We start from the raw sequence: 26,136 nt of genomic DNA on the forward strand, positions 1-26,136 counted from the left end.
CGCGCGCCACCAGTGCGCGCGCCGGAGATTTTACGTCTGAAGACAGGCGATCAATGGCCTTCGGGGTCGTAGCCGCCCTGCGGGACCGAGGCATTGACGATGCCGCCATCCACCGGAATGGTCGTGCCGATGACATAATCGCCTGCCCGGCTGGCGAGGAAGATCACCGCGCCCGAGATATCCTGCCAGTCGCCGACGCGCTTGTTGGGGATGCCGCTGGCGACCTTGTCACCATAATCGCGCGCAGCCTTGTTCATGTCCGACGGAAATGCGCCGGGGCCGATGCCGGTGACATAGATATGGTCGCGCAGCAGGCGCACAGCCATGCGCTTGGTCAGCTGGATCAACGCCGCCTTGCTCGCCTGATAGCTGTACGTTTCCCAGGGATTGACGCGCATGCCATCGACCGAGGAAATGTTGATGACCTTGGCCGGGGTCTCGGCGCTTGCACCGGCCTTGAGCAGGCCATGCAGTGCTTGGGTCAGGAAGAAGGGCGACTTGACGTTGAGGTCCATCACCTTGTCCCAGCCGATTTCGGGGAAATCCTCGAACTCGGCACCCCAGGCGGCGCCTGCATTGTTGACCAGGATGTCGAGCCGGCTTTCGTGCTCGGCAAATTGCGCCGCCAGTTGGCGCGCACCTGCGACGCTCGACACATCAGCCGGCAGCGAAATGCAGTTCGGGCCCAGCTCTTGTGCGGTCGCATTGCAGGCATCGGCCTTGCGCGCGGAAATATAGACCTTGCAGCCCGCGGCGATCAGGCCCTGTGCGATCATCTTGCCGATGCCGCGCGACCCGCCGGTGACCAAAGCCACCTTGCCCTTGACCGAAAACAGGTTCTCAATGCTCATGTTCATCCCTCCGAACGCAAGGCTTCCCTTGCGATAATGGTCCGCTGAATCTCGCTGGTTCCCTCATAGATGCGGAACAGGCGGACATCGCGGTAGAAACGCTCGACGCCGTAATCGGCGATATAGCCGGCACCCCCGAAAATCTGGACGGCACGGTCGGCAACGCGGCCCACCATTTCCGACGCGATCAGCTTGGCACAGGCGCAGTCCTCGGTGATCCGTTCGCCACGGTCCTTGGCCTTGGCGGTCTGCAGCACCAGCGCCTTGGCCGCCTTGCACTCGGCCACCGAGTCGGCGATCATCGCCTGGATCAACTGGAACTCGGCAATCGGCTTGCCGAACTGCTGGCGTTCCTTGGCATAGGCAATGCTGTCGGCGATCAACCGCTCGGCCGCGCCCACGCAGACCGCCGAAATGTGCAGCCGCCCGCGATCCAGCACGCGCATCGCCACCTTGAAGCCATCGCCCTCCGCGCCGAGCCGGTTTTCGGCGGGAACGCGGACATTGTCGAAAATGACATCGCAGACATGCGCGCCCTGCTGCCCCATCTTGCGCTCGGGCTTGCCGACCGACAGGCCCGGCAGATCGCGCGGCACCAAGAACGCAGTCACGCCCTTGGGCCCCGGCCCGCCGGTGCGCGCCATGACGGTGAACAGGTCCGCCTTGTCGGCATTGGTGATGTAGCGCTTCGACCCGTTGAGCACATAGGCGTCGCCGTCGAGCTCGGCCCGGGTCTTCACCGCGCCACTGTCTGATCCGACATCGGGTTCGGTCAGCGCGAACGAGGTGATGATCTCACCGCTGGCGATCAGCGGCAGATATCGTGCCTTCTGCGCATCATTGCCGTCCATCACCAGCCCTTGGCTGCCGATCCCGACATTGGTGCCGAAGGTGGAGCGCATCGCGGGCGACGTCCGCCCCAGTTCAAAGGCGATGCGGACCTCTTCCTCCATGTTGAGGCCGAGGCCGCCATAATCCTCGCTGATCGACAGGCCGAACAGCCCCAGTTCCCGCATGTCCTGCACCAGGTCATCCGGGATTTCGTCCGTCTCGGACACCTGTGCCTCGAGTGGGCGCAGGCGTTCGGTGACAAACCGGCGCACGCCTTCCAGCAGGGCTTCGAAAATATCGGGATCGAGTGCCATTTTTCTCAAGTCTCCACTATCGTGGCGGGGCGGTTCCGGGCGTCAGTACCCGAATATCTCCGCGACCCTGCCAGCGTGGAAATTGGCATCGCCCATAAATTCGTTCAGCGCACGATCACGCTTCATATAGAAGCCAATATCATATTCATCTGTCATGCCGATGCCGCCGTGCATCTGAACGCCCTCGCGGACCGAGAGATTCGCAGCGCGCCCCGCCTTGGCCTTGGCGACCGAAACATAGATATCCGCGCTGTCCTTGCCTTCGTCGAGCAGCTGCTGCGCCTTGAGGACGGTCGCGCGGGCAATTTCCATCTCGCTATAGAGATGCGCGGCGCGATGCTGCAGTGCCTGGAATTCACCGATCAGGCGGCCGAACTGCTTGCGCTGCTTGAGATAATCGACCGTCATGTCCATCGCACCCGATCCCACGCCGACCAGCTCTGCAGCAGAGCCTGCACGGCCTGCGCGCAGCAGCGCGGAGAGAACCTGCCAGCCCTGATCGACCTCACCGATCACCGCATCGCCATCGACCTCGACGCCATCGAGCGTGACATGCGCGGCCATCGAGCTGTCGACCAGCCGCGTATTGTCGAGCGACAGGTTGGCCGCATCCTTGTCGACGGCAAACAGCGTGATGCCATCGGTTTCGCCCGGGGCACCGGCGGTGCGCGCGGCAACGATCAATGCATCGGCGCTGGCACCCTGGACCACGAACTGCTTCTTGCCGGTGAGCTTGAAGCCATTGCCCGATTTCTCCGCCTTGGTGGCAATCTGCGCCGGGCGGTGCTTGGCATGCTCGTCGATCGCCAGCGCAAGGATGGTCTCGCCAGCCAGAATGCCGGGGAAGAACTTGTCCTTGAGGTGCTGGCTGCCATGGTTCAGCGCGGAAACGCCGGCCACCGCCGTGGAAAGGAACGGAGACGGCGACAGGTTGCGGCCGATTTCTTCCAGCACCACGCCGGCTTCGACATGGCCGAGGCCCAGGCCACCATCATCCTCACCGATCAGGATGCCGGTAAAGCCCATCTCGCCGAACTGCTTCCACAGTGCGTGGCGGAAACCATCCTTGCAGCCTTCGTCGCGCAGCTTGCGCATATGGCTGACCGGGGCTTCGGATTTGAGGAATTCGCGCGCGCTGTCGCGCAGCATCGCTTGGTCTTCGTTGAGGTAGAGTGGCATTTTAAGTCTCCCTCTCCCCTTCAGGGGAGAGGGCCGGGGAGAGGGGAACGAAGCCCTGCCCGGCCCTTTGAATGATATGAAAAACGAGAAGGCACGCCCTTCCCCCAACCCTCTCCCCTCAAGGGGAGAGGGCTCAAAGGCGGCTCACGCCCCCGGCAGGTCGAGGATACGCTTGGAGATGACGTTGAGCATCACCTCGCTGGTGCCGCCCTCGATGCTGTTCGCCTTGGTGCGCAGCCAGTTGCGGGCCTTGGCGCCGCCCTTCGAGGCTTCGCTTTCCCATTCCAGCGCGTCCGATCCGTTGCCCGCCATCACCAGCTCGTGGCGACGCTTGTTGAGCTCGGTTCCGGCGTATTTCATCATGTTGGGCTGGGCCGGATGTCCCTTGCCCGCTTTCATCTCGTCGCCGAAGCGTTCGGCCATCGCCTTGAACGCCAGTGCGTCAACATCGAACTGCGCCAGTTCCGCACGCAGGATGCCGTCATCAAGCTGGCCAAGGCCATTGGTGCCGATCGAGTGCTTCAGCTGCGCGCCCAGCGACGGCGCGCCATCGCCCAGGCCGCCGCCCGAGATCATCTCGCGCTCATGGCCCAGCAGATACTTGGCCACATCCCAGCCGCGGTTCAGTTCGCCGACGATCTGGTGCTTGGGCACCACGACATTGTCGAAGAACGTCTCGCAGAACGGCGAATTGCCGCTGATCAGCTTGATCGGCTTGGTTGTGACACCCGGTGTTTCCATGTCGAACAGCAGGAACGAGATGCCCTGATATTTGTTCGTCTTGTCGGTGCGGACCAGGCAGAAGATCCAGTCGCACTTGTCGGCATAGCTGGTCCAGATTTTCTGGCCGTTGACGACCCAATGGTCGCCCTTGTCTTCGCCATAAGTCTGGAGGGACACCAGGTCCGAACCCGAACCGGGCTCCGAATAGCCCTGGCACCAGCGGATTTCGCCGCGAGCGATCTGGCCGAGATAGTGGACCTTCTGCTCTTCGGTGCCGAAGTGCAGCAAGGCGGGGCCAAGCATCCAGATGCCGAAGCTCGACAGCGGCGGACGAGCGCCGATCCGGGCCATTTCCTGACGCAGAACCTTGGTTTCGGGGCCGGACAGGCCAGCGCCGCCATAAGCCTGGGGCCAATCGGGCACGGTATAGCCCTTGGCAACGCAGCGATCGAGCCACAGCTTCTGCGCCTCGTTCTTGAACTGCCAGTTGCGTCCGCCCCAGCAGATATCGTCATCGCCGCGCACCGGCTCGCGCATTTCGGCGGGGCAGTTCTCCTCCAGCCATGCGCGCACTTCTGTCCTGAACTGATCGAGATCGCTCATCGTCATCCTCTCTGCGCCTGTATCCCTGAAACGGGTTCCATATGGCCCGGACCGGGAAGCTTTTCCTGCGGCCAAAACCATCCATCGCAGGCCAGTCTATGGTGGACGCAAGGCCGCTGCAAGCCTGTTGAATCCTTGTGTGGATGCCGTAACGTCACCCTGTCTGGAGTTGACGTTTACGGTAGCTGCCATATGGTATCGCCCCAAGGACAAGGACGGGAGAGAATCAATGCAGCGGGCCAGCAAGGCCATCGCATCGCGGGTGCATTGGCACCGTGCGACTGATCCGCGCGGCGGAAAGCGCAGCTGCATCGCATGACCGGTCCCGGCGTCTCTCCTGCATCCGCGCCCGCTGCCAGGGTCACGATGGGCACCAAGCTCGCGTTCGGCTTCGGATCGGTCGCCTACGGCATCAAGGACAATGGCTTTGCGGTCTTCCTGCTGATCTATTTCAACCAGGTCATAGGGATGCCGGCCGAGCAGGTCGGCCTGGCTGTCGCCCTCGCGCTGGTCGCCGATGCGTTTTTCGATCCGTTTGTCGGGCACAGGTCTGATGCCACCCGCAGCCGCTGGGGCCGCCGTCACCCCTGGCTCTATGGCGCGGCGCTGCCAATTGCGCTGTCCTGGCTGTTGTTGTGGAATCCGCCCGAATGGAGCAACGGCGCACTGTTCTTCTACCTGATTGCGGTCGCCATGGCGGTGCGCTTCTCCTTCTCGGCTTATGAAGTGCCCGCGCTTGCCATGCTGCCGGAGATGACGCGCGACTATCACGAACGGACCGAGGTGCTGCGCTATCGCTTCCTGTTCGGCTGGCTCGGCGGACTGGTGATGCTCTATGCCGCCTATGCGCTGCTGCTGGTGCCCGAACCCGGCTATGCGAACGGCGTGCTCAACCCGAATGGCTATCACCGTTATGCGCTGGTCGGTTCGGCGGTGATGATCGTGTCTGTGGTCGTCTCTGCGCTCGGTACCCACCGGTTGCTGGCGCGCCCCAATACCGATGCGCCTGCCGCGCATAGCCATGGCCTCAAGGATTTTGCCGCAGCGCTGCGTTTCCGTCCGTTCCAGCTTCTGCTGGCCGCCGGGGTGTGCGCGTTCGCCAATCAGGGGCTGTTCTTCGCGCTGACCAATTACCTCATGCTCTACGTATGGGAGTTCGAACAGAGCGTGTTCAACATCTACCCGTTCGTGCTGTTCCTGGGCGTTGCAGTCGCGTTCTTCATCGTCGGACCGGCATCGCGGCGGCTGGAAAAGCCGCGCACCGCCTCGATCGCGGCGTTGCTCTCGCTCGTGTTCGCCACCCTGCCCTATTGGTTGCGCCTGGCGGGGCTCTTCCCGCCAACGGGCAGCGGGGTCACCACGATACTGATCCTTTCGCTCATTGCGCTTTCGATCACCTTCGGCATCTGTGCGATGATGATGATCAGCTCGATGATTGCGGACGTGACCGATGCCAGCGAGGCCGAGACGGGCAAGCGCACCGAAGGCATTTTCTTCGCCGGCTTTTTCTTCATGCAGAAATGCGTCGGTGGGCTGGGCATCCTGGCCTCGGCGCTGATCCTCGCGATTGCAGGCTTTCCCGACAATGCGGAGCCAGGCAAGGTCGCGCCGGACGTCATCGACCGGCTGGCCATTACCTTCGCCATCGCCACGACGCTGATCGGCCTGAGCTGTGCCTGGTTGTTCAGCCGCTTTCCCCTGGGCCGTGCCGATCACGAGGCGCGTCTGGCCCAGATCGCCCGACCTTGAGACTTTCATGAAAGGAACCATAGCTCATGGATTTTGACCTTACCGAACGCCAGGCCTATTGGCGCGACCGCGTCCGCGCGCATATCGAGGCGCATGTCCGTCCGCGGGTGAAGGACTATTACGCGCAGCAGGCCGAAGGTGGTCGCTGGAAGGTGCTACAGGTCATCGAGGACGAGAAGGCCAAGGCCAAGGCTGCAGGCATCTGGAACTTGTTCATGCCGCCGTCGAACCCCAACCTGCCGCATGTCGACGACAGCTTCGAATTCGACGGCCCCGGGCTCACCAACCTGGAATATGCGCTGTGCGCCGAGGAAATGGGCCGGGTCGAAATGGCCAGCGAGATCTTCAACTGCTCCGCGCCCGATACCGGCAACATGGAAGTGCTGCACCGCTATGGCACGCGCGAGCACAAGGATCGGTGGCTGGGTCCGCTGATGAACGGCGAGATCCGTTCGGCCTTTCTGATGACCGAGCCGCAGGTCGCTTCGTCCGATGCGACCAACATCGAAACCTCGATCCGGCGCGAGGGTGACGAATATGTCATCAACGGCCGCAAATGGTGGTCGTCGGGCGCTGGCGATCCGCGTTGCAAGATCGCGATCGTCATGGGCAAGACCGATTTCGAGGCCAAGCGGCATGCGCAGCAGTCGATGGTGCTGATGCCGCTCGATGCGCCGGGCGTGAACATCCTGCGTCATCTGCCGGTGTTCGGCTATGACGATGCGCCGCACGGCCATATGGAAATCGAACTCAAGGACGTGCGCATTCCGGCCAGCAACATGCTGCTGGGTGAAGGCCGCGGTTTCGAGATCGCGCAGGGCCGCCTTGGCCCGGGCCGTATCCATCACTGCATGCGCACCATCGGCGTTGCGGAAGAGGCGCTGGCCAAGATGGTCCGCCGCCTCCAGTCGCGCGTCGCCTTCGGCAAGCGGATTTCGGAGCACTCGATCTGGGAACAGCGCATCGCCGAAGCGCGCATCGATATCGAGATGACCCGCCTGCTCTGCCTCAAGGCGGCTGACATGATGGACAAGGTCGGCAACAAATACGCCAAGGCCGAGATCGCGATGATCAAGGTCGCCGCCCCGCGCATCGCGCTCAAGGTCATCGACGATGCCATTCAGGCCCATGGCGGCGCAGGCGTCAGCGAGGATTTCGGTCTGGCCAAGGCCTATGCGCACATGCGCACGCTGCGCCTTGCCGATGGTCCGGACGAGGTCCACAACCGCACCATCGCGCGGCTGGAAATGGGCAAGCATGGCGTCAATGCCGAGGAAGGCTTCAGCTCGGGCGATCTGGGCGTGGCGCGTTGAGCTTTACCCTCTCCCTTCAGGGGAGAGGGACAGCTTCGCATCAGCGAAGCAGGGAGAGGGGCTGGTCGCCACCAAGACGCCATCCCCTCTCCAACTGCGCCTAGGCAGTCAACTGCCAAGGCTTCGTATCCTCTCCCCTGAAGGGTGAGGAAAAGGGAGAGCATCAATGAGAGCTGCCATCTGTTTCGAACCGGGCAAGCCGCTCGAAATTCGCGATGTTACCGTCGATAAGCCCGGCCCGCGCGAGGTGCTGATCCGCACTGCCGCGACCGGCGTCTGCCGGTCCGACCTGCATTTCGTCGATGGCAGCTATCCTGCCCCCCTGCCCTTCATCCCGGGCCATGAAGCAGCGGGTATCGTCGAAGCAGTCGGGGACGGCGTTTCGACGGTGAAGGTCGGCGATGCCGTGGTCACCTGTCTCAGCGCCTATTGCGGCCATTGCGAGTTCTGCGTCACGGGCCGCATGGCTTTGTGCATAGGCCAGGATACCAAGCGCGGGCCGCACCAGCATCCCCGGCTCAGTCTGGACGGCGCACCGGTCAATCAGCTGCTCAACCTGTCGGCTTATGCCGAACAGATGCTGGTGCACGAACATGCCTGTGTCGCGATCAATCCGGAAATGCCGCTCGACCGGGCCTGCGTGATCGGCTGTGCGGTGACGACAGGTGCAGGTGCGATCTTCAACGCGGCCGATGTCGTGCCGGGTGAGACCGTCGCCGTGGTAGGCTGTGGCGGCGTCGGGCTGGCGGCGGTCAACGCGGCCAAGATCGCTGGTGCCGGGCGGATCATCGCGATCGACCCGGTGGCCGACAAGCGAGCCCTCGCGGCCAGGGTGGGCGCGACCGATTGCATCGATGCGGGCGCGGACGGTGCGGCTGAACAGGTCATCGAGCTGACCAAGGGCGGCGTTCATCACGCGATCGAGGCGGTGGGACGTCCGGCATCGGCGAACATGGCGGTGAAGGTGCTGCGGCGTGGTGGCACCGCCACGATCCTGGGCATGATGCCGCTGGCCGAAAAGGTCGGCTTGAGCGCCATGGAACTGCTGCAGGGCAAGAAGCTTCAGGGCTCGCTGATGGGCAACAACCGTTTTCCGGTTGAAATCCCGCGCCTGGTCGAGTTCTACATGCGCGGGATGCTTGACCTCGACACGATCATTGCCGAACGCTTGCCGCTGGAACGTATCAACGACGCCTTTGACGCGCTGCGGGTCGGCGACTCCGCGCGGTCAGTGATCGTCTATAATTGAACTGGGTGGGGATAATAACTGAGATGGAACAGATCGACGCACAGGCGACGATGACCGGCACCATGGAGGTGCCCGAGCAGGACCGGCTCGACGAGGCCAGCCTGACCCGCTGGTTCGAAGCAAATGTCGAGGGCTTTGCCGGGCCCCTGGCGCTTTCCAAGTTCAAGGGCGGACAGTCAAACCCGACCTACAAGGTGACGACTCCGACCGCCGCCTATGTGCTGCGGCGCAAGCCGTTCGGCCCGCTGCTTCCTTCGGCGCATGCTGTGGACCGCGAATACAAGGTGCAGGCGGCGCTTTACGAACAGGGCTTCCCGGTCTCGCGGCAGTTCGGCCTGTGCGAGGATGACAGCGTCATCGGCTCGATGTTCTATGTGATGGGCTTTACCGATGGTGCCAGCTATTGGGATGGTACCCTGCCCGGCAAGACGCCTGAGCAGCGCACAGCCATCTACAATGCGATGATCGATACGCTGGCGCATCTGCATAGTTTCGACCCCGTGGCGATCGGCCTGGAAGATTATGGCAAGCCGGGCAATTATTGCGCGCGCCAGATCTCGCGCTGGACCAAGCAATATCGTCTGTCAGAGACCGAGACCATTGCGGAAATGGAATGGCTGATCGCATGGCTGGAAAAGACAGTGCCCGAACAGCGCGGCTTCGGCATCGCCCATGGCGATTTCCGCATCGACAACATGATTTTCGCCCATGATGAACCGCGCGTGATTGCGCTGCTCGACTGGGAGCTGTCGACGCTGGGCGACCCCATTGCCGATCTCGGATACTTTCTGATGAGCTGGGTTCAGCCCGCCGAGGGACGCAACGGCCTGCTGGGTGTCGATGTCAAGGCGCTGGGCATCCCGACGCTGGAAGAGGCGCTCGCCCGCTATGTCGACAAGGCCGGACTGGACTATGTGCCCGATATGGACTGGTATCTCGCCTATAACCAGTTCCGCATCGCCGCGATCCTGCAAGGCATCAAGAAGCGCGTCATCGACGGTACGGCCTCGAGCGCACAGGCCGCGCAGATGGCGCAGCGCGTCATCCCGCTAGCCCAGGCGGCGTGGGAATATGCCAAGAAGGCCGGCGCGCAGTGACTGACGGCAGTTTCGATCTGACCGGAAGGGTGGCGATCGTCACCGGCTCTTCGCGCGGCATCGGCGAGGCGATTGCCCGCAAGTTCGCGGCGCATGGCGCCAAGGTCGCGATCTCCAGCCGCAACCAGGACGCCTGCGATGCCGTCGCGGCCGATCTGAACGCGCAATTTGGTGCGGGCACAGCCATCGCGGTCGCGGCCAGCATCTCGCGCAAGGAAGATCTGGAGCGGTTGGTGGATCGGGCGCGCGACGAGCTCGGGCCGATCGACATCGTCGTCTGCAATGCGGCGAGCAATCCCTATTACGGACCGATGGCAGGGATCAGCGACGATCAGTTCCGCAAGATCCTGGACAACAACATCCTGTCCAACCACTGGCTGGTGCAGATGGCGCTGCCCGACATGCGCGCCAAGGCACGCGGGTCGGTGATCATCATCTCGTCGATCGGCGGGATGCAGGGATCGGGCAGCATCGGCGTCTACAATATTTCCAAGGCGGCCGACTTCCAGCTGGCCCGCAACCTCGCCTATGAGCTGGGGCCGGACAATATTCGCGTCAACTGCATCGCGCCGGGTTTGATCCAGACCGACATGGCCCGCGCGCTCTGGGAGGATGACAAGGTGATGGGCTATGTCCGCCGCATCACCCCGCTGCGCCGCATCGGCCAGCCGGACGAGATTGCAGGGGCAGCGGTGTTTCTGGCATCGGATGCTTCGACCTATATCACCGGCCAGTCGATCGTCATCGACGGCGGCACAACCATAGCAGCGGCCCTTTAAGGTTCGCGCGACAGAGAGAGGACATTTCATGGATCTGCAGGGCAAGGTTGCAATCGTTACCGGGGCAGGCAGCGGCATCGGCCGCGCCAGTGCGCTGCTGTTTGCGAACGCTGGCGCGAAGGTCATCGCGACCGACATCACCGGCAAGCAGGACGACACTGCAGCACAGAACCCGGATGCCATCACCGCCGTGCAGGCCGATGCCAGCAGCGAGGCCGATGTGCAGATGCTGGTGGCAAAGGCGCTGGAGCTGCACGGTCGGCTCGACGTGTTCTTTGCCAATGCCGGGGTTTCCGGCGGCTTCGAAGGCATTTTCGACCAGACGGTGGAAGAATGGGAACGGATCCTCAAGATCAACCTGATCGGCCCTTTCCTCGCCATCAAGCATGCGGGCAAGGCGATGGCCGATGCCGGCAATGGCGGCTCGATCATCTGCACCGCTTCGGTCGCAGGCCTGCGTTCGGGCGCGGGCGGCCCTGCCTATACCGCGAGCAAGGCAGGCGTGATCAACCTGGTGCGCATCGGTGCGCAGCAGCTGACTGGCAGCAACGTGCGCTGCAACGCCATCTGCCCGGGCCTGATCGAAACCGGCATGACCGAGTTCATCTACACCAAGGCGCGTGAAAAGGGCTTTGAGGACAAGATCGGCCAGCTCAACCCGATGCAGCGCGGCGGCGTGCCGAACGAGATCGCCGAGGCGGCTTTGTTCCTGGCCTCGGACCGGTCGAGCTATGTCAACGGTCATGCCCTGGTCGTCGATGGCGGCCTCACCAGCTCTCACCCCTATGCGCGCCAGCGCTTTGGCCAGACGGCCACCTGACCTTGAACCCCAACGGAGCGACGAAAGTTTCCTGATGACCCTGTCTGTGTCTGATCCTGCCGATCTCGGCTTCAACCACGACCTGCTTGCGCGCATTCCCGCCCATATCCGCGCCAAATATCTCGATACGGGCCGTCTGCCGCATGCCGCGCTGCTGATCGGCCGCGGGCGTGAGCTGGCGCATCTGTCGCTGCAAGGCGATGCGCGCGAGGGCCAACCGCTCCAACAGGATGCGATCTTCCGCATCGCCAGCATGACCAAGCCGATCACATCGGTCGCATTCATGCAGCTCGTCGAAGAGGGGCGTATCGCCCTGTCCGATCCGGTCCATCGCATCATTCCCGAATGGAAGGACCTGGGCGTGTTCGTCTCAGGCGGCGGCGCACAGCCTTTCGTCACGCGCCCTGCCACCCAGCCGATGCGGATGATCGATCTGCTGCGCCACACATCGGGCCTGACTTATGGCTTTCAGGAGCGAACCCCGATCGATGCCGCCTATCGCGCGCGCAAGCTGGAGGCGTTTGCCGGGCCCGATCTGGAGGAGTTCATCAAGATCCTCGCGCAGATTCCGCTCCAGTTCGATCCTGGCACCGCATGGAACTATTCGATCTCGACGGATATCCTGGGTGCGATTCTGCAGCGGATGGACGACAAGCCGCTTGACGAGGTGATCGCAGATCGTGTCACAAGGCCGCTCGGCATGATCGACACGCACTTCCAGATCCCTGAAGACAAGCTGGACCGCGTGCCCGATTGCTATGTCTTCCATCCGACCGAGAAGATGAAGCTCTACGACCCCGGCGCGACCACTGCCTGGGGCCGCAAGCCCGTGCAGCTGTCGGGCGGCGGCGGCATGGCATCCACGCTATCCGATTATCACCGCTTCTGCCGCATGCTGCTCAATGGCGGACGGCTTGATGGAGCGCGTATCCTGGGGCGCAAGACGCTCGACCTGATGGTGGCGAACCACCTGCCCGGCGGCGGCGACCTGACCCAGCACAGCAAGGCATTGTTCAGCGAGGCTGAAAATGCCGGCGCGGGCTTTGGCCTGGGCTTTGCCACCACCATCGACAATGCTGCGACCGGCGTCGCAGGCTCGAATGGCGATTTCTACTGGGGCGGCATGTTCTCCACCGCCTTTTTCGTCGACCCGGCAGAAGATGTGATCATGATCTTCATGACGCAGCTGATGCCGTCCAGCACCTACCCGATCCGGCGGGAGATCAAGTCGATGCTCTACGCCGCCGTCGAATAAGCCAAAGGAACCTTCCATGACAGATTCCCCCATCTCGACCGCGAAACATGGCGACATTCTCGTCATCACCTCGGACAGCCCGCCGGTCAACGCGCTGGGCGCTGCGGTGCGCATCGGGCTCGACAAGGCGTTCACCGAAGCGGCAGCCGATGACAGCATCAAGGCTGTGGTGCTGATCTGCGCAGGCCAGACCTTCTTTGCCGGCGCTGACATTACCGAATTCGGCAAGCCGCCGGTCGAGCCGATGCTGCCTGCAGTCATCGCCAAGATGGAAGCGCTCGACAAGCCGGTGATCGCCGCGATCCATGGCACCGCGCTTGGCGGTGGCCTCGAAACCGCGCTGTGCGCGCATTATCGCGTCGCGGTGCCTTCAGCCAAGCTCGGTGTGCCCGAAGTGAAGCTCGGCCTGCTGCCCGGTGCTGGTGGCACCCAGCGCCTGCCGCGCGTCGTCGGCGTAAAGGCGGCGCTGGAAATGACCGCCAAGGGTGACCCAATCCCCGCCAAAACCGCCAATGCCTGGGGTCTGGTCGATGAGGTGGTGGAAGAAGGCAAGCTGCTCGAAGGCGCGATCGCCTTTGCCGAAAAGGTCAAGGCGGTGCGCCCGATCCCCCGGATCAGCGAGCGCGAGGCCAAGCCTGATGCAGAAGCCATCGAGGCGTTCAAGAAGGAAAATGGCCGCAAGTTCCGTGGCTTTGACGCACCTGCTGCGAATATCGCCTGCGTGGAAGCCGCGACCCGCCTGCCCTTTGCCGAAGGTCTGGAGTTCGAGCGCGGCGAATTCATGAAGCTGATGTTCGGATCGCAATCGGCTGCACAGCGCCACATCTTCTTTGCCGAGCGCAAGGCGAGCAAGATCGACGGTATCGCCAGCGATATCGCGCTGCGTCCGATCGCCAAGGTTGGCGTGATCGGTGCCGGCACGATGGGCGGCGGCATCACAATGAACTTCCTGTCCGCAGGCATAGCGGTGACCATCGTCGAACAGGCGGAAGAGGCGCTGCATCGCGGTGTCGGCGTGATCCGCAAGAACTACGAGGCCAGCGCCGCCAAGGGCCGCCTGACCACCGAGCAGGTGGAAAAGGCCATGGGCCTGCTCACGCCTTCGTTGACGCTCGATGATCTTGCCGATTGCGACCTCATCATCGAGGCGATCTTTGAGAATATGGACGTCAAGAAAGAGGTGTTCGGCAAGCTGGACGCGATCGCGAAGCCGGGCGCGATCCTGGCGAGCAACACCAGCTATCTCAACGTCGACGAGATCGCCGCATCTACCAGCCGCCCGCAGGACGTGCTGGGCATGCACTTCTTCTCGCCCGCCAATGTCATGAAGCTGCTGGAGGTGGTGCGCGGCGCCAAGACCGCCGATGATGTGCTGGCCACCGTCATGGCGCTGTCGAAGAAGATCAAGAAGGTCGCGGTGGTCGCCGGGGTCTGTCACGGCTTTATCGGCAACCGCATGCTGATGCCGCGTCAGGTCGAGGCGAACAAGCTGCTGATGGAAGGGGCAACACCCGAGCAGATCGACCGGGTGCATGTCGAATTCGGCATGCCCATGGGGCCGTTCCAGATGAGCGACCTCGCCGGGGTCGATATCGGCTGGCACCGTGATCCGAGCCGGATTGAGAGCATCCGCGACGCGCTGTGCGCCGAAGACCGCTGGGGCCAGAAAAAGGGCGCGGGCTTCTATGACTATGACGAGAAGCGCAACCCGACGCCCAGCGCCCGCGTCGCCGAGATCATCGAGGATTTCCGCTCACGCTCGAACATGCCCAAGCGCGAGATCAGCGATCAGGAAATCATCGAGCGCACGCTGTACACCATGGTCAACGAAGGCGCGATGATCCTGGAAGAGGGCATGGCGCAGCGCGCATCAGACGTCGATGTCGTGTGGATCTATGGCTATGGCTGGCCGGTCTACCGTGGCGGCCCGATGTTCTGGGCAGGCCTGGAAGGCACGCCCAAGATCGTCGAGGGCCTGAAGAAGCACGGCTTTGCCGTCTCGCCGCTGCTGGCGGAAAAGGCGGAGAAGAACGAAGGCTTCTGATGGCCGCCTTGCGCTAAACACGAAAAACCCCGCCGGATCGCTCCGGCGGGGTTTTTCTTTGGGCATGGCGGTTTTGATTATGCGGCGCCGAGGATGGCGTCGACGGCAGGCTGGTTAGCCGCGCTGACAATGCCCTTTTCGCGCAGTTCCGCGCCCACCGGCTTGGCCGCTTCCAGATAGCTTGCCTCACCCGTCGACTGGTTGAGGCCGATCAGGCTGGAAAATTCGGCATTGGCCAGATCTGCCGATGCCGGGTCGGTAGCACGGCCTTCCTTGGCGATGGCGAGCGCCTGTTCGAAATTGGGCTTGGCTGCGGCCTTGTCCTGCTTCGACAGGTTGAAATTGCCCAAGTTCACCAGAATGGCGACCAGCGTGTTGCGGACACCGGCATTGGCCTTGTCGGCTTCATAGACCTTGGTCCATTGCGGCGCGGCTTCGGCATAAAGCGGCGCGATGGCGTCGATCTTGCCCAATGCGCCCTGTGAATTCGCGGTGATGGTCAGCGCGCTGGCTAGGAAGCCGGCGTTCTGGACGTTCGCCGGATCACGGCTGGCAATTTCGCGGATGGTCGGCAGCGCCGGTTCCAGCTTGGCGATCACCTCAGCGTGGTTGCCAGCGGCCTGCGCCTGCTGGGCAGCGGTGAAATCGGCGATCGCCTTGTTCTGGGCCTCGGCCTGCTCGGGCGTCAGCGCGGGGGCAGCGGTCGCAGGCGCGGCGGCTTCCTGCGCAATGGCAGGCGCGGACAGTGCGGCTGCGGAAAGAAACAGGGCAGTAATGGCAGACTTCGTCATGGGGGATGTTCTCCTTGATTGGGTGCGGCGCAGCCCGGTCATTCCTCGCGCTTGCGGCGCGTTGGATGGGTTGGGCTGCCTCACCTGGAAAAGCGGGCGTAACGTTTCAAAAAACGCCGGTGCCGCGCCATCGTTCCGGGCTTAGCCTTTGGCAGTACAGCAAAACCGCCAGGCAGCGTCAAATGCCGCCCGCCGATGTTCGCGCGCCGCGAGCGCCTCGGCATCGGCGCCCCAAAGCTCTTCCTGCCACAGCTCTTCAAGGCAGATCGCGCGCCAGACTGCCCCGGAATCCAGGGCTTCTTCCCATAAAGCCAGCGCGCTGACCAGCGAGCCGCCAATCCCGGTCAGCGTCGAGAATGCGGCGAGCGTGAAGGGATCCATCGCACTGACGACGTTTTTGAGGCGGGACAGGCTGTGCGTCGATTGCGGCTGATGGATGATGCCTGCAACGCGGATGAGCCTGATATCATAGCGATTTTCCGCCCATTGCAGGATCGGTTCCCACTCCTGGTTCTGGCGTTCGGCCAGCGGATCGCCGGGGTCGGCACGGTAGCACAGGGTGTCGGTCTCGCCATAAGCAGCGATATCGTCAATGAACCGCGCGCGCTGCGGGGTCACCTGATCGATCGCGGCATTGGCAAAGCCGGTCAGTGGCATCGAGGCGATGACAATCTCCTCGCCCTGCCCTGCCCATTCTTCGGCCACAGCATCGGCCATGGCGCGGGTGGGGAGGACCAGGGGCAGCCGCATCGGGGTTTTCACGCCGCGGCCATCGAGCAGCAGGGCGTGGCCGTTCTCGGCGGCTTCGGTGGTGACGGTCTTATAGAAGCGTTTCATCAGTCTGCGATCATTCGGAAGGCGGGCTTTTCCAGCGTTTGACCAGGATCTGTGGCACGATCACCATCTCCAATATGCCGACGAGCAGCAACGCATAGCCAAACGCGTTCGGAACCCCGGAAATGCGCCCATAGGTGATCGCGACGGCCAGTGCGATCGTCACGGCCCCGGCGAGGCGGACCGCGCCGATGGTGAAGAAGCGCGACCTGGCGCGCTGCTCTTCAGGGCTCACCGGTTGCTCCCGGTGATCTGGTCGAACAGCTGATTCATGTCGAACGCGATCGAGGCCGCACCTGCCGCTTCCAGCTCATGCGCATCATGATAGCCCCAGTCGACGCCGATCGCGCGCACATTGGCCGCAACGCCCATCGCCATGTCATAGCTGGTATCGCCGATCATCACCGCGCGCCCAGGCTCTGCGCCCGCATCGGCCAGCGCCTCGTAAATCATCGACGGATGCGGTTTGGACGGGTGCCGGTCGGCGGTCTGCAGCGAGACGAAACGCTGCTTGATGCCATGATGCGTCAGGCACAAATCCAGGCCGCGGTCCGATTTGCCGGTCGCAACGGCCAGCAGCCAGCCTGCTGCATCGAGCCGGTCGAGCAATTCGGGCAGGCCGTCGTAGAGCGGTTCATGCTGCAGCGTCCCGTTGCCGCGCAGTTCGTGAAACGCGTTCTTGTAATGGTCGGCGAGCACGACGTGAAACGCCGGATCGGCATCGGGCACCATGATCCGCATCGCTTCGACCAGCGACAGGCCGACAATGCGCCGCACCTGATGATGATCAGGCTGGCCCAGCCCTTCGGCAGCAAAGGCCAGTTCCATCGCACGGCAGATATTGGCCTGGCTATCGACCAGCGTGCCATCGCAATCGAAGATCGCAAGCTGAACGCTCATGGCTTTCTGGGGCCGCTCTTCGGGGCCGTGCGCGGCTTGACGGGCCTCGGCTTGGGTGCGCTTCCCGCAGATTTCGGCTTGGGCTTTGACGAAGGCTTGGCCGGAGCAGCTCTGCTGCGCCGCTCGCCGCGCCGTTCCTTGCGCAGCGTCTTGGCATGCGCCTTGGCCTGCTGCTTCTTCACCTCTCGCGTGGCGGGCGGCGGACCATCATCGGCAAAGACCGCATCACCCAGCGACAGATCGAAGCCCAGCTGTTCCATCGAATCGGCGAAATGTTCGGGCAGATCGGCGATGACGTCGATCGGCGGACCATCGGGATGCGCGATTTTCAGGCGGCGGGCATGCAGGTGCATCTTGCGGCTGATGGTGCCGGTCAGAAACGCATTCTGGCCGCCATATTTGCCATCGCCCACAATGGGATGTCCGATCGCCGCCAGATGGACGCGCAATTGATGCGTGCGTCCGGTAAACGGCTGCAGCGCGACCCAGGCCGCGCGCGATCCGGCACGCTCGACCACCTGATAGGCCGTGCGCGAAGGTTGGCCGTTTTCCATGTCGACATGCATCTTCTCGCCGCCGGTGCCCGGCTGCTTGGCGAGCGGCAGTTCGATCAGGCCCGAATAGATGTCGGGCACGCCGACGACCAGCGCCCAGTAGATCTTCTTCGCGCTGCGTCCGGCAAAACGCTTGGAGAAATAGGCGGCGCTGCCCGGCGTCCGTGCGAGCAGCAGCGCGCCCGACGTATCCTTGTCGAGCCGGTGGACCAGCTTGGGACGCACCGGGCTTTCGTACATCAGGGCTTCGGTCAGCCCGTCGACATGCGCATGGGTGCGCGTTCCGCCCTGCGTGGCAAGACCCGGAGGCTTGTTGATTACGATCGCGGCGCGATCCTGGTGAATGACCAGCGACTGCGCAAACGCGACCTGATCCTCGCTCAAGGTGCGCGGGGCGGACTTGGCGGCGGGGCGCTCCATGTCGCCATCGGCAGGCGGGATGCGGATCGTCTGGCCGGCGACGATCCGGTCGCCTGGACCGACGCGCTTGCCATCGAGCCGCACCTGCCCGGTGCGCGCCCAGCGCGAGACGAGGTTGAAATTCACATCGGGAAGGTGGCGGTGGAACCAGCGATCAAGCCGGATGCCATCATCATCGCCATCGACAGTGAACTGGCGGGCTTCGGCCGAGGCCTTGGCGATCGCGGCTCCAGCTTCGGCAGGGCGAGCGCGGCCAGGCGCTGCCCGGCGCGGGCCAGAGGGCTTGCGTCCCGGCGCCTTGCGCACAGTCGGGCGGGCTGGCGGCTTCATGCGATCGACCTTGTAAGAGCAAATCCGGCAGCGACCGCCGCCAGCGACAGCAGCACCGATGCCAGCACATAGCCCAGAGCGCCCAGCAGCTCACCGCGCTCCATCATCTGGAACAGCTCGAGCGAGAACGCCGAAAAAGTGGTGAAGCCGCCGAGCACGCCCACGCCGAGGAACAGCCGATAGGGCTCGGTCACATGGCCCTTGAGCACCAGCGCGGCGAGCATGCCCATCAGCAGGCCCCCCAGCACGTTGACGCCGAGTGTTGCCACGGGATAGCCGGTATGCCCCAGCCTGATCGCGATCTGTGTCGCCTGAAAGCGCAATGCAGCGCCCACAGCGCCGCCCGCCATCACCAGACCGGTGGCCTTGAAAGTCAAATGCGCATCCATCCCGCTGCCTTAGCGGGATTGGACGCGCATTGGGAAGGGTTATTCGGCGATGCGCCGCGGGTCAGGCCGCGTGGCCATCGCGCGCAGCGGCTTCGGCCTGCTCAAGCTCTTCGGCTTCAGCACCATCCAGCGCGTCAGCCGCTTCGCGGGCCTTCGCCTCGACCTGCTGCTTGTCGGCTGCAAACTCTTCCTGCGCAGCGCGGAAATTCTGCGCCGCCTTGTAATTGCCTTCGCCGAACTCCTTGCCGGCATTGGGGTTCTCAGCATTCTCGGCCATGTGCGTGCTCCTTTGGCAGGGTTTTCCTGCCATCGGTTACGCCAGCCGGTGCAAGCGGTTCCCTCAGCGCTTCAGCAGCGCCGCAAACCAGCCCGCATCCGCCCTGGCGACATGCCGGGGCGGCAGCGCGCCCGAGCATTCCAGGCACCAGGCCTGCACGCCCTGCACTCCGCTCAACACATTGAGATCGCCCAGCACCTGGCCGAGGGCCGCGCGCTGCTGCCATGCCAGCCGTGCAACCAGCCCGTGCGCCTGCTTCTCCTGCTCTGCCGGAGCGAACATGCCCGAGACGAACTGCTCGAACGGATCGGGCTCGGTCTCCAGATATTTCACGCTATAGCCGTCCTTCGCGAGCTTTGCTCGCTTGGCTGCCTCTGCAATGGCGTCCTCGATTCCGCCGAAGCGATCGACCAGCTTGATCTGGCGCGCCGTGCCGCCATCCCAGACGCGGCCCTGCGCGATATTGTCGACCTGCTCGACACTCATCCCCCGCGCCTTGCCAACCAGCGCCAGGAAGCGGCGATAATCATGCTCGATCGTGCCCTGGATGAAGGTGTCCACGGTGCTGTTGAAACCGCCGAACACATCGGGCTGGCCCGAAAGCGGGGTCGTCGCGACGCCGTCCGCCTTCACGCCATAATCCGCCAGCGCCCGTTCAAAACTCGGCAGCACGGCAAAGATGCCGATCGATCCGGTAATCGTCGAAGGTTCGGCGAAGATGGCATCGCCTGCGGTCGAGACCCAATAGCCGCCGCTTGCCGCGACATTGCCCATCGAGACGATGACCGGGATCTTGCGCTTGCGATATTCCTCAATCGCGCGGCGGATCTGTTCGGAGGCAAATGCCGAGCCGCCAGGCGAATCGACTCGCACCACCAGGGCCTTCACATTGTCGCGCTGCAATCCGTCGTGCAGCAGTTCTTCGATCCGGTCGCCGCCAGCGGTGCCCGGGCCGGCATCGCCATCGACAATCGTGCCGGCAATCGTGACGACCTGAACCTCGTCCCCGCCAGTCTTGGCCGGGTTCGCCGCGGTCCAGTCCTTCAGGCTGGTGTGCTTGAAAGCACCTGGACCTTCGTCTTCATCCACCCCCGCGAGGGCGGCCACGCGCTTGCCGAAGGCGGTGCGGTCTCCGACCTTGTCGATGATCTTGCGATCGGTGGCGAGCTTGACGAGGTCGCCATTGGCGGCCGTAATGGCGGCACCGGGATCAGCGATATAGCTGGCAAGGTCCGCCTTGGGGCGCGCCTTTTTCACGGTCGCCTGCCAGTTCTCCCAGATCGGGCGATAGACCGCGAGCAGCGCCTGTTCGGCTTCCGGCGACTGGTCAGAACGCAGATAAGGCTCGACCGCGCTCTTGAAGGTGCCGACGCGATAGACATGCGCGGTCACCTTGAAGCGATCAAGGAAATCCTTGTAATACAGGCGGGTGCCGCCCGGGCCGGTAAAGGCTGCGCCGCCCATAGGGTCGACCCAGATTTCGCTGCCATGCGCTGCCAGCAGATAGGCCGCATCGCTGTAGAAGGTCGCAAAGCTGTAAACCGGCTTGCCCTTGGCCTTGGCCCGTCCAATCGCCGCGCCCACCTGTTCGAGCGAGACCTGGCCGCCGCCCATGAAGCTGTCGAGATCGAGCGCGATGACCTTGATCCGGTCATCCTGCGCCGCCGTGTCGATCGCCCGGATCAGGTCGCGTTCGCGGAACTGCTTGAGCGGCGCCTGGCCACCGAGCAAAGCGGCAACGGGATCGCTGTTTTCGGGTTCCTCGACAATCACCCCGTCGAGTTTGACGAGCAGCGCGCCTTCGGTCACCGCCGCCGGATTTGGCCGCCACGACAAGGCTGCCAGGATCAGGCCAAAGAACATCAGCATGGCGAGCAGGACCAGACCATCCTTGATCGCCACCAGCACCTTCCAGGCGCCTTTTACAAAACCCATTATCTGCTCCGCTTCGGGCGGACGTGCCCCAGGCACCCTATCTAGGCGAGACTGGGCTGCAATGCCACTGCCCGACGCGACAGACCGTCCATGCGCTTCGACCGCCGACTTGACGACCTGTCAACGCGGCGCATTCGGTGTCAGGCCTCGGTCGAAAAGCCGGTCGAACGCAAACAGCCCGCCGCCCCGCGCGACCAGGATCAGCGCCAGGCCAAACCACATCACATGCGGGTTCCAGAACGCTTCGGGATAGACGAACAGCTGGATCACGCCGGTCATCACGAACAGGCCCGCTGCGCCAAACCGCGTCGCCAGGCCCAGCATCACCAAAACGGGCAGCATGTGCTCGGCATAGGTCGCAATCGTGCCCGTGATCTCGGGGGCGGGCATGTGATATTCATCGCGGAACAGATCATAGGTAATCGGGTTGATCGTCAGCCAGCTCCCCTCCTCCACCTTGGTGCGCGCCGAGCGCCAGAATTGCGCAGCCAGCGCAAGGCGAACGACGAGAAGGGCAAGGCCGTTGAAGATGCGGCTGTCGAGCAGCGCAAGTCCGCGCTGGATAAGATCGGTCATCGGTGAAGGTTCCGCCAGGTTATCAGGGACAAGGCTGGGACGCCACCAAAGGGGCGCAAGCCGTGCAGCCTGGCCTTACCCTTCCGGCTTCGTCAGCATTCCCGCGCCGATCAGCGCAAAGATCGCGGACAGTGCATCTGCCTCTCCGGCGCTTTCGATGGCCGCACCCAAAAGGTTACGGAACCGGGTGGGTTGGGCGACCGTCGCGGCAAGATCGGCCTGCAGTGCCGATAGGGGATGCAGCAACACCTCGGCCTCTGGGCGAGTGATCAGGACGTGGCGCATCGCTTCCTCTGCCCGCTCGGCCAGCTCTGGCAGCAGCGCGGATATGGGACCCTGCACCGTCACCAGCCGAATTGCGGGATGCGCGGCCAGTTGCAGATCGAGCAGGCGATCTTCATCCAGACCCGCAAGATCGGTCAGCTGCAGCGGCCGTGCTTCCGCGGAGTGATAAGCCTGCAGCCATGCCCATTCGATCTGTGCGAGATCGCAGGCAGCGGTACCTTCCGCTTCATCCGCGAGAAACTGCGCAAAGCCCTGCCCCAGCTGCATGAGCTTGCGCGTGCGCACCTCTGGTCGTTCGATGAATCGGCGCGATGCGCTGTTGAAGGCAGCGTCTCCCATGAGCGCGCGCGTGCGCGGATAGCTGTCCTCGAGTGCAACCAGCCGCGCATGGCTGATCGTGTTGGCGTGCGCCTTGAGGCCCAGCAGCGCGCGATCGGTGCCATCCGCAAACAGGCCATCCGGAAAGGCCGAGGGCCCTTGTTGGAGCACCGCGATGAAGCGCGCCTGGTCTTCGGCAAGATCGCCCATCGGCCTAGGCGGCCTGTGGGGCTGTAGCGCGCGCCATGATCGCAGCAGCGCGGCCCGCTTCTGCCATCAGGACGGCATAATCGGGAACATTGGTATCCCATTCGATCAATACTGGTCTTGGCCCGGCGCGAGCCATGAACCGCTCGAACAGCGACCAGGTGAGGTCGGTGATGGCGCTGCTATGATCGTCGATCAGCAAAGGCCGGCCGCCATGCCATTCGGTCGCATGGCCCGCGAGGTGAATTTCACCAACATAGGCTGGATCGATGGCGTCGATGACGGCCACGGGATCGAACTGCAAATTGGTGCAGCTGACTTCGACATTGTTGATATCGAACAATAGGCCGCATCCGCTGCGCCGACACAGCGCGTGGATGAAGGCGACCTCATCCATCTCGTCATGCGCGAAAGCCAGGGTGCGCGAGGGATTTTCGATCAGGATCGATCGCTGCAACCTGTCCTGCACTTGCCCGATCTGCGCCGCCATATGGTCGAGCGCGGCCTGGGTATAGGGGATGGGCAGCAGGTCGGGATAGCGGTCGCTGGCATTGCCCGACCAGCTCAGGTGATCGGAGACGCTGGCCGGCTTATAGCGGGCGCAAAGCACTGCAAGCTGGTCGAGCTCGTCTTCGTCCAGCCCTTCGGCGGTACCGATCGACAGGCCGACACTGTGGAAGCTCAGCGGATAACGCTCCGCGACCGCCGTCAGCCAGCGATGCGGGGGCCCACCATCGACGAAATAGTTCTGCGGGTGCACCTCTACCCATGCGGGAAGCGGGGTGCCCGGCTGGGGGTCCAGAACATCGCGATAGTGGGCCGGCTTCAGCCCTATGCCTGTATCGGGGGGAAGCATCGGCTGAGGGATCCGCCGCATCAGCGTGGCGATGCCAGGCGCGCCTTGGTGCGCCGGGCATCGCAATCGCAGAACATCAGCCGCGCGGTGTCGGCTTCTTGGCGCCCTTGTGGGGTGCCAGCGATCCGCCGAGCTTCACGCACTCGCCCTTGGCCACGTACTTCCAGGCATCGCCCTGATAATCGGTGGTCGAAGTGCCCGCGCACGAGGTGCCGGGTCCGGCTGCACAGTCATTCTTGCCCTTCAGCGAGATGCCGTAGCATTTTTCCTTCTCGCCAGCCGCAGCAGCAGGCGTGGCGGCAATCGTGGCTGCGGCCAGCACGGCAGCGGCAGCAGCGCCCAGGGTGATCATCGAATTCGACATCGGTCATTCCTTATTGAACAGGGTGGCAAGTTGGACAGCGCGGCTGTCCAGCCTGCCTGTCAGTGCGATCGTTCGCACGGCGCTAGGGCGAGGTTACTCCGAAATACGACGCGGGGCAAAAAATTCCTTGCCTTACGGGTTGACCCGTTTCGCACCTGCGCTATCTAGCCCCTCGTTAGCACTCACCCCGACCGAGTGCTAATCGCGAATGCAGGCGCAACATCCTGTGCCAGCCGCGAAGGGGGTTTCACTAATTTCAGTGACGCAAGGAAAGGCTTAACGCATGACATTTCGTCCGTTGCACGACCGGGTTCTGGTGCGCCGCATCGAAGCCGAAGAAAAGACCGCTGGCGGGATCATCATCCCCGACGCCGCCAAGGAAAAGCCCTCCGAAGGCGAAGTGATCGCCGTTGGTGAAGGCACCCGTGACGAAGCGGGCAACCGCATCGCGCTCGACGTCAAGGTTGGCGACAAGATCCTGTTCGGCAAGTGGTCGGGCACCGAAGTGAAGATCAACGGCGAAGACCGGATCATCATGAAGGAAAGCGACATTCTGGGCATTCTGGGCTGATTTTCAGCTTTCTGACCCACCGACCTCATTCGACAAGAAGGAACATTTCTCATGGCAGCTAAAGACGTAAAGTTTGGCCGCGACGCACGCGAACGCATCCTGCGCGGCGTGGATATCCTGGCTGATGCCGTCAAGGTGACCCTGGGCCCCAAGGGCCGCAACGTCGTCATCGACAAGAGCTTCGGCGCCCCCCGCATCACCAAGGACGGCGTCAGCGTCGCCAAGGAAATCGAACTGAAGGACAAGTTCGAGAACATGGGCGCGCAGATGGTCAAGGAAGTCGCTTCCAAGACCAACGACATTGCCGGTGACGGCACCACCACCGCGACCGTTCTGGCCCAGGCCATCGTGCGCGAAGGCATGAAGTCGGTTGCCGCCGGCATGAACCCCATGGACCTCAAGCGCGGTATCGATCTGGCGGTGACCAAGGTCGTCGAGAACCTGAAGAGCCGCTCGAAGGACGTGGCCGGTTCGAACGAGATCGCCCAGGTCGGCATCATCTCGGCCAATGGCGACCGTGAAGTCGGCGAGAAGATCGCCGAAGCCATGGAGCGCGTCGGCAAGGAAGGCGTGATCACCGTCGAGGAAGCCAAGGGCCTCGAGTTCGAACTCGATGTCGTCGAAGGCATGCAGTTCGACCGCGGTTACCTGTCGCCCTATTTCATCACCAACCCGGACAAGATGACGGTCGAACTCGACAATCCGTACATCCTGATCCACGAGAAGAAGCTGTCGAACCTGCAGGCGATGCTCCCCATTCTGGAAGCTGTCGTGCAGACCGGTCGTCCGCTGCTGATCATCGCTGAAGACATCGAAGGCGAAGCGCTGGCTACTCTGGTGGTCAACAAGCTGCGCGGTGGCCTGAAGGTCGCAGCCGTCAAGGCTCCGGGCTTCGGTGACCGTCGCAAGGCGATGCTGGAAGACATCGCGATCCTGTCGAAGGGCGAGATGATCAGCGAAGACCTGGGCATCAAGCTCGAAAACGTCACGCTCGGCATGCTCGGCCAGGCCAAGCGCGTTTCGATCGACAAGGACAACACCACCATCGTCGATGGCGCCGGTGAAGCCGATGCGATCAAGGCCCGCGTCGAAGCGATCCGTACCCAGATCGACAACACCACCAGCGACTATGACCGTGAGAAGCTCCAGGAGCGTCTCGCCAAGCTTGCTGGCGGCGTGGCCGTGATCAAGGTCGGCGGTGCTTCGGAAGTCGAAGTGAAGGAAAAGAAGGACCGCGTCGACGATGCGCTGCACGCAACCCGCGCAGCTGTCGAAGAAGGCATCGTCCCCGGTGGTGGTACGGCGCTGCTGTACGCAACCTCGGCGCTCGAAGGCCTGACCGGCGAAAACGACGACCAGACCCGCGGCATCGACATCATCCGCAAGGCGCTGTTCGCCCCCGTCCGTCAGATCGCGCAGAACGCCGGTCATGATGGCGCGGTGGTCTCGGGCAAGCTGCTCGACGGCAACGATCCGACGCTGGGCTTCAACGCTGCGACCGACACCTATGAAAACCTGGTGGCGGCTGGCGTTATCGACCCGACCAAGGTCGTGCGCGCTGCGCTGCAGGATGCTGCCTCGGTCGCTGGTCTGCTGATCACCACCGAAGCCGCGATTTGCGACGCTCCGGAAGACAAGGCAGCTGGCGGCGGCATGGGCGGAATGCCCGGCGGCATGGGCGGCATGGGCGGCATGGATTTCTGATCCGCACCGCCTGGCCAC

26 protein-coding genes are annotated in these 26,136 nt (G+C 63.3%); 10 read left to right on the forward strand and 16 right to left on the reverse strand.

Annotation, left to right across the window (positions count from 1 at the left end; all coding sequences use genetic code 11):
• Positions 1–50: 50 nt before the first annotated feature.
• From OU999_04685 to OU999_04700, 4 genes are all read right to left on the reverse strand, one after another.
• Positions 51–851: an SDR family oxidoreductase gene (locus OU999_04685; protein WAC24493.1), complete on the reverse strand. Its 801-nt coding sequence runs from the start codon at positions 849–851 to the stop codon at positions 51–53.
• Positions 852–853: 2 nt separating this feature from the next.
• Positions 854–1,996, reverse strand: a complete 1,143-nt coding sequence (locus OU999_04690) for an acyl-CoA dehydrogenase family protein (GenBank protein ID WAC24494.1) — start codon at positions 1,994–1,996, stop codon at positions 854–856.
• Between the two features lie 42 nt (positions 1,997–2,038).
• Positions 2,039–3,175, reverse strand: a complete 1,137-nt coding sequence (locus OU999_04695; GenBank protein WAC24495.1) for an acyl-CoA dehydrogenase — start codon at positions 3,173–3,175, stop codon at positions 2,039–2,041.
• A 144-nt stretch (positions 3,176–3,319) separates the two neighbouring features.
• Positions 3,320–4,501 (reverse strand): acyl-CoA dehydrogenase family protein, encoded by a 1,182-nt coding sequence (locus tag OU999_04700; GenBank protein ID WAC24496.1) that lies wholly within the window; start codon positions 4,499–4,501, stop codon positions 3,320–3,322.
• Positions 4,502–4,816: 315 nt separating this feature from the next.
• Here OU999_04700 and OU999_04705 point away from each other — a divergent pair, with 315 nt between their 5' ends.
• The 8 genes from OU999_04705 to OU999_04740 all read left to right on the forward strand — a co-directional run bounded on the left by OU999_04705 (position 4,817) and on the right by OU999_04740 (position 14,807).
• A complete protein-coding gene (locus tag OU999_04705; GenBank protein WAC24497.1) occupies positions 4,817–6,250 on the forward strand; it encodes an MFS transporter in 1,434 nt (477 codons plus the stop codon).
• Between the two features lie 26 nt (positions 6,251–6,276).
• Positions 6,277–7,563: an acyl-CoA dehydrogenase family protein gene (locus OU999_04710; GenBank protein WAC24498.1), complete on the forward strand. Its 1,287-nt coding sequence runs from the start codon at positions 6,277–6,279 to the stop codon at positions 7,561–7,563.
• A 166-nt stretch (positions 7,564–7,729) separates the two neighbouring features.
• Positions 7,730–8,812 (forward strand): Zn-dependent alcohol dehydrogenase, encoded by a 1,083-nt coding sequence (locus tag OU999_04715; GenBank protein ID WAC24499.1) that lies wholly within the window; start codon positions 7,730–7,732, stop codon positions 8,810–8,812.
• A gap of 23 nt (positions 8,813–8,835) precedes the next feature.
• Positions 8,836–9,909, forward strand: a complete 1,074-nt coding sequence (locus OU999_04720) for a phosphotransferase family protein (GenBank protein WAC24500.1) — start codon at positions 8,836–8,838, stop codon at positions 9,907–9,909.
• The gene (locus OU999_04725) at positions 9,906–10,688 is read left to right on the forward strand and encodes an SDR family oxidoreductase (protein WAC24501.1); all 783 of its coding nucleotides are present in this window, start codon (positions 9,906–9,908) and stop codon (positions 10,686–10,688) included. The genes OU999_04720 and OU999_04725 overlap by 4 nt, the downstream gene beginning before the upstream one ends.
• A gap of 28 nt (positions 10,689–10,716) precedes the next feature.
• Positions 10,717–11,508, forward strand: coding sequence for an SDR family oxidoreductase (locus tag OU999_04730; protein WAC24502.1), 792 nt, complete (start codon positions 10,717–10,719; stop codon positions 11,506–11,508).
• A gap of 34 nt (positions 11,509–11,542) precedes the next feature.
• Positions 11,543–12,763, forward strand: a complete 1,221-nt coding sequence (locus OU999_04735) for a serine hydrolase (GenBank protein ID WAC24503.1) — start codon at positions 11,543–11,545, stop codon at positions 12,761–12,763.
• Between the two features lie 16 nt (positions 12,764–12,779).
• Complete coding sequence (locus OU999_04740; GenBank protein WAC24504.1) at positions 12,780–14,807, forward strand: 3-hydroxyacyl-CoA dehydrogenase NAD-binding domain-containing protein; 2,028 nt, start codon at positions 12,780–12,782, stop codon at positions 14,805–14,807.
• 77 nt (positions 14,808–14,884) lie between these two features.
• Here the strand turns inward: OU999_04740 and OU999_04745 are convergent, their stop codons facing one another.
• From OU999_04745 to OU999_04800, 12 genes are all read right to left on the reverse strand, one after another.
• Entirely contained in the window at positions 14,885–15,598 is a 714-nt protein-coding gene (locus OU999_04745) for a hypothetical protein (GenBank protein ID WAC24505.1), read from the reverse strand.
• A gap of 141 nt (positions 15,599–15,739) precedes the next feature.
• Positions 15,740–16,435, reverse strand: a complete 696-nt coding sequence (locus tag OU999_04750) for an ATPase (GenBank protein WAC24506.1) — start codon at positions 16,433–16,435, stop codon at positions 15,740–15,742.
• Positions 16,436–16,445: 10 nt separating this feature from the next.
• Positions 16,446–16,667, reverse strand: a complete 222-nt coding sequence (locus tag OU999_04755; protein ID WAC24507.1) for a hypothetical protein — start codon at positions 16,665–16,667, stop codon at positions 16,446–16,448.
• Positions 16,664–17,332: an HAD-IA family hydrolase gene (locus OU999_04760; GenBank protein WAC24508.1), complete on the reverse strand. Its 669-nt coding sequence runs from the start codon at positions 17,330–17,332 to the stop codon at positions 16,664–16,666. Before OU999_04760 ends, OU999_04755 begins: the two co-directional genes overlap by 4 nt.
• On the reverse strand, positions 17,329–18,636 hold the full coding sequence (locus OU999_04765) for an RluA family pseudouridine synthase (GenBank protein WAC24509.1): 1,308 nt from the start codon (positions 18,634–18,636) through the stop codon (positions 17,329–17,331). Before OU999_04765 ends, OU999_04760 begins: the two co-directional genes overlap by 4 nt.
• Positions 18,633–19,025, reverse strand: a complete 393-nt coding sequence (gene crcB, locus OU999_04770) for a fluoride efflux transporter CrcB (GenBank protein ID WAC24510.1) — start codon at positions 19,023–19,025, stop codon at positions 18,633–18,635. The genes OU999_04765 and crcB overlap by 4 nt, the downstream gene beginning before the upstream one ends.
• A 61-nt stretch (positions 19,026–19,086) precedes the next feature.
• The gene (locus OU999_04775) at positions 19,087–19,302 is read right to left on the reverse strand and encodes a hypothetical protein (protein ID WAC24511.1); all 216 of its coding nucleotides are present in this window, start codon (positions 19,300–19,302) and stop codon (positions 19,087–19,089) included.
• Positions 19,303–19,365: 63 nt separating this feature from the next.
• Positions 19,366–21,237 carry a signal peptide peptidase SppA gene (gene sppA / locus OU999_04780; protein ID WAC24512.1) on the reverse strand — a complete coding sequence of 624 codons (1,872 nt, stop codon included), beginning with the start codon at positions 21,235–21,237 and terminating at the stop codon, positions 19,366–19,368.
• Between the two features lie 120 nt (positions 21,238–21,357).
• Positions 21,358–21,813 (reverse strand): DoxX family protein, encoded by a 456-nt coding sequence (locus tag OU999_04785; GenBank protein WAC24513.1) that lies wholly within the window; start codon positions 21,811–21,813, stop codon positions 21,358–21,360.
• A gap of 75 nt (positions 21,814–21,888) precedes the next feature.
• Positions 21,889–22,626, reverse strand: a complete 738-nt coding sequence (locus tag OU999_04790; GenBank protein ID WAC24514.1) for a putative DNA-binding domain-containing protein — start codon at positions 22,624–22,626, stop codon at positions 21,889–21,891.
• 4 nt (positions 22,627–22,630) lie between these two features.
• Positions 22,631–23,500, reverse strand: a complete 870-nt coding sequence (locus OU999_04795) for a DUF692 domain-containing protein (protein ID WAC24515.1) — start codon at positions 23,498–23,500, stop codon at positions 22,631–22,633.
• Positions 23,501–23,555: 55 nt separating this feature from the next.
• The gene (locus OU999_04800; GenBank protein ID WAC24516.1) at positions 23,556–23,843 is read right to left on the reverse strand and encodes a DUF2282 domain-containing protein; all 288 of its coding nucleotides are present in this window, start codon (positions 23,841–23,843) and stop codon (positions 23,556–23,558) included.
• Between the two features lie 283 nt (positions 23,844–24,126).
• On the opposite strand from OU999_04800, the gene groES reads away from it, so the two are divergent.
• Positions 24,127–24,414 (forward strand): co-chaperone GroES, encoded by a 288-nt coding sequence (groES, locus tag OU999_04805; protein ID WAC24517.1) that lies wholly within the window; start codon positions 24,127–24,129, stop codon positions 24,412–24,414.
• Positions 24,415–24,465: 51 nt separating this feature from the next.
• Positions 24,466–26,118, forward strand: coding sequence for a chaperonin GroEL (gene groL / locus OU999_04810; GenBank protein WAC24518.1), 1,653 nt, complete (start codon positions 24,466–24,468; stop codon positions 26,116–26,118).
• Positions 26,119–26,136 lie beyond the last annotated feature (18 nt).

Source organism: Blastomonas sp. SL216, assembly GCA_026625625.1.
GTDB lineage: Bacteria > Pseudomonadota > Alphaproteobacteria > Sphingomonadales > Sphingomonadaceae > Blastomonas.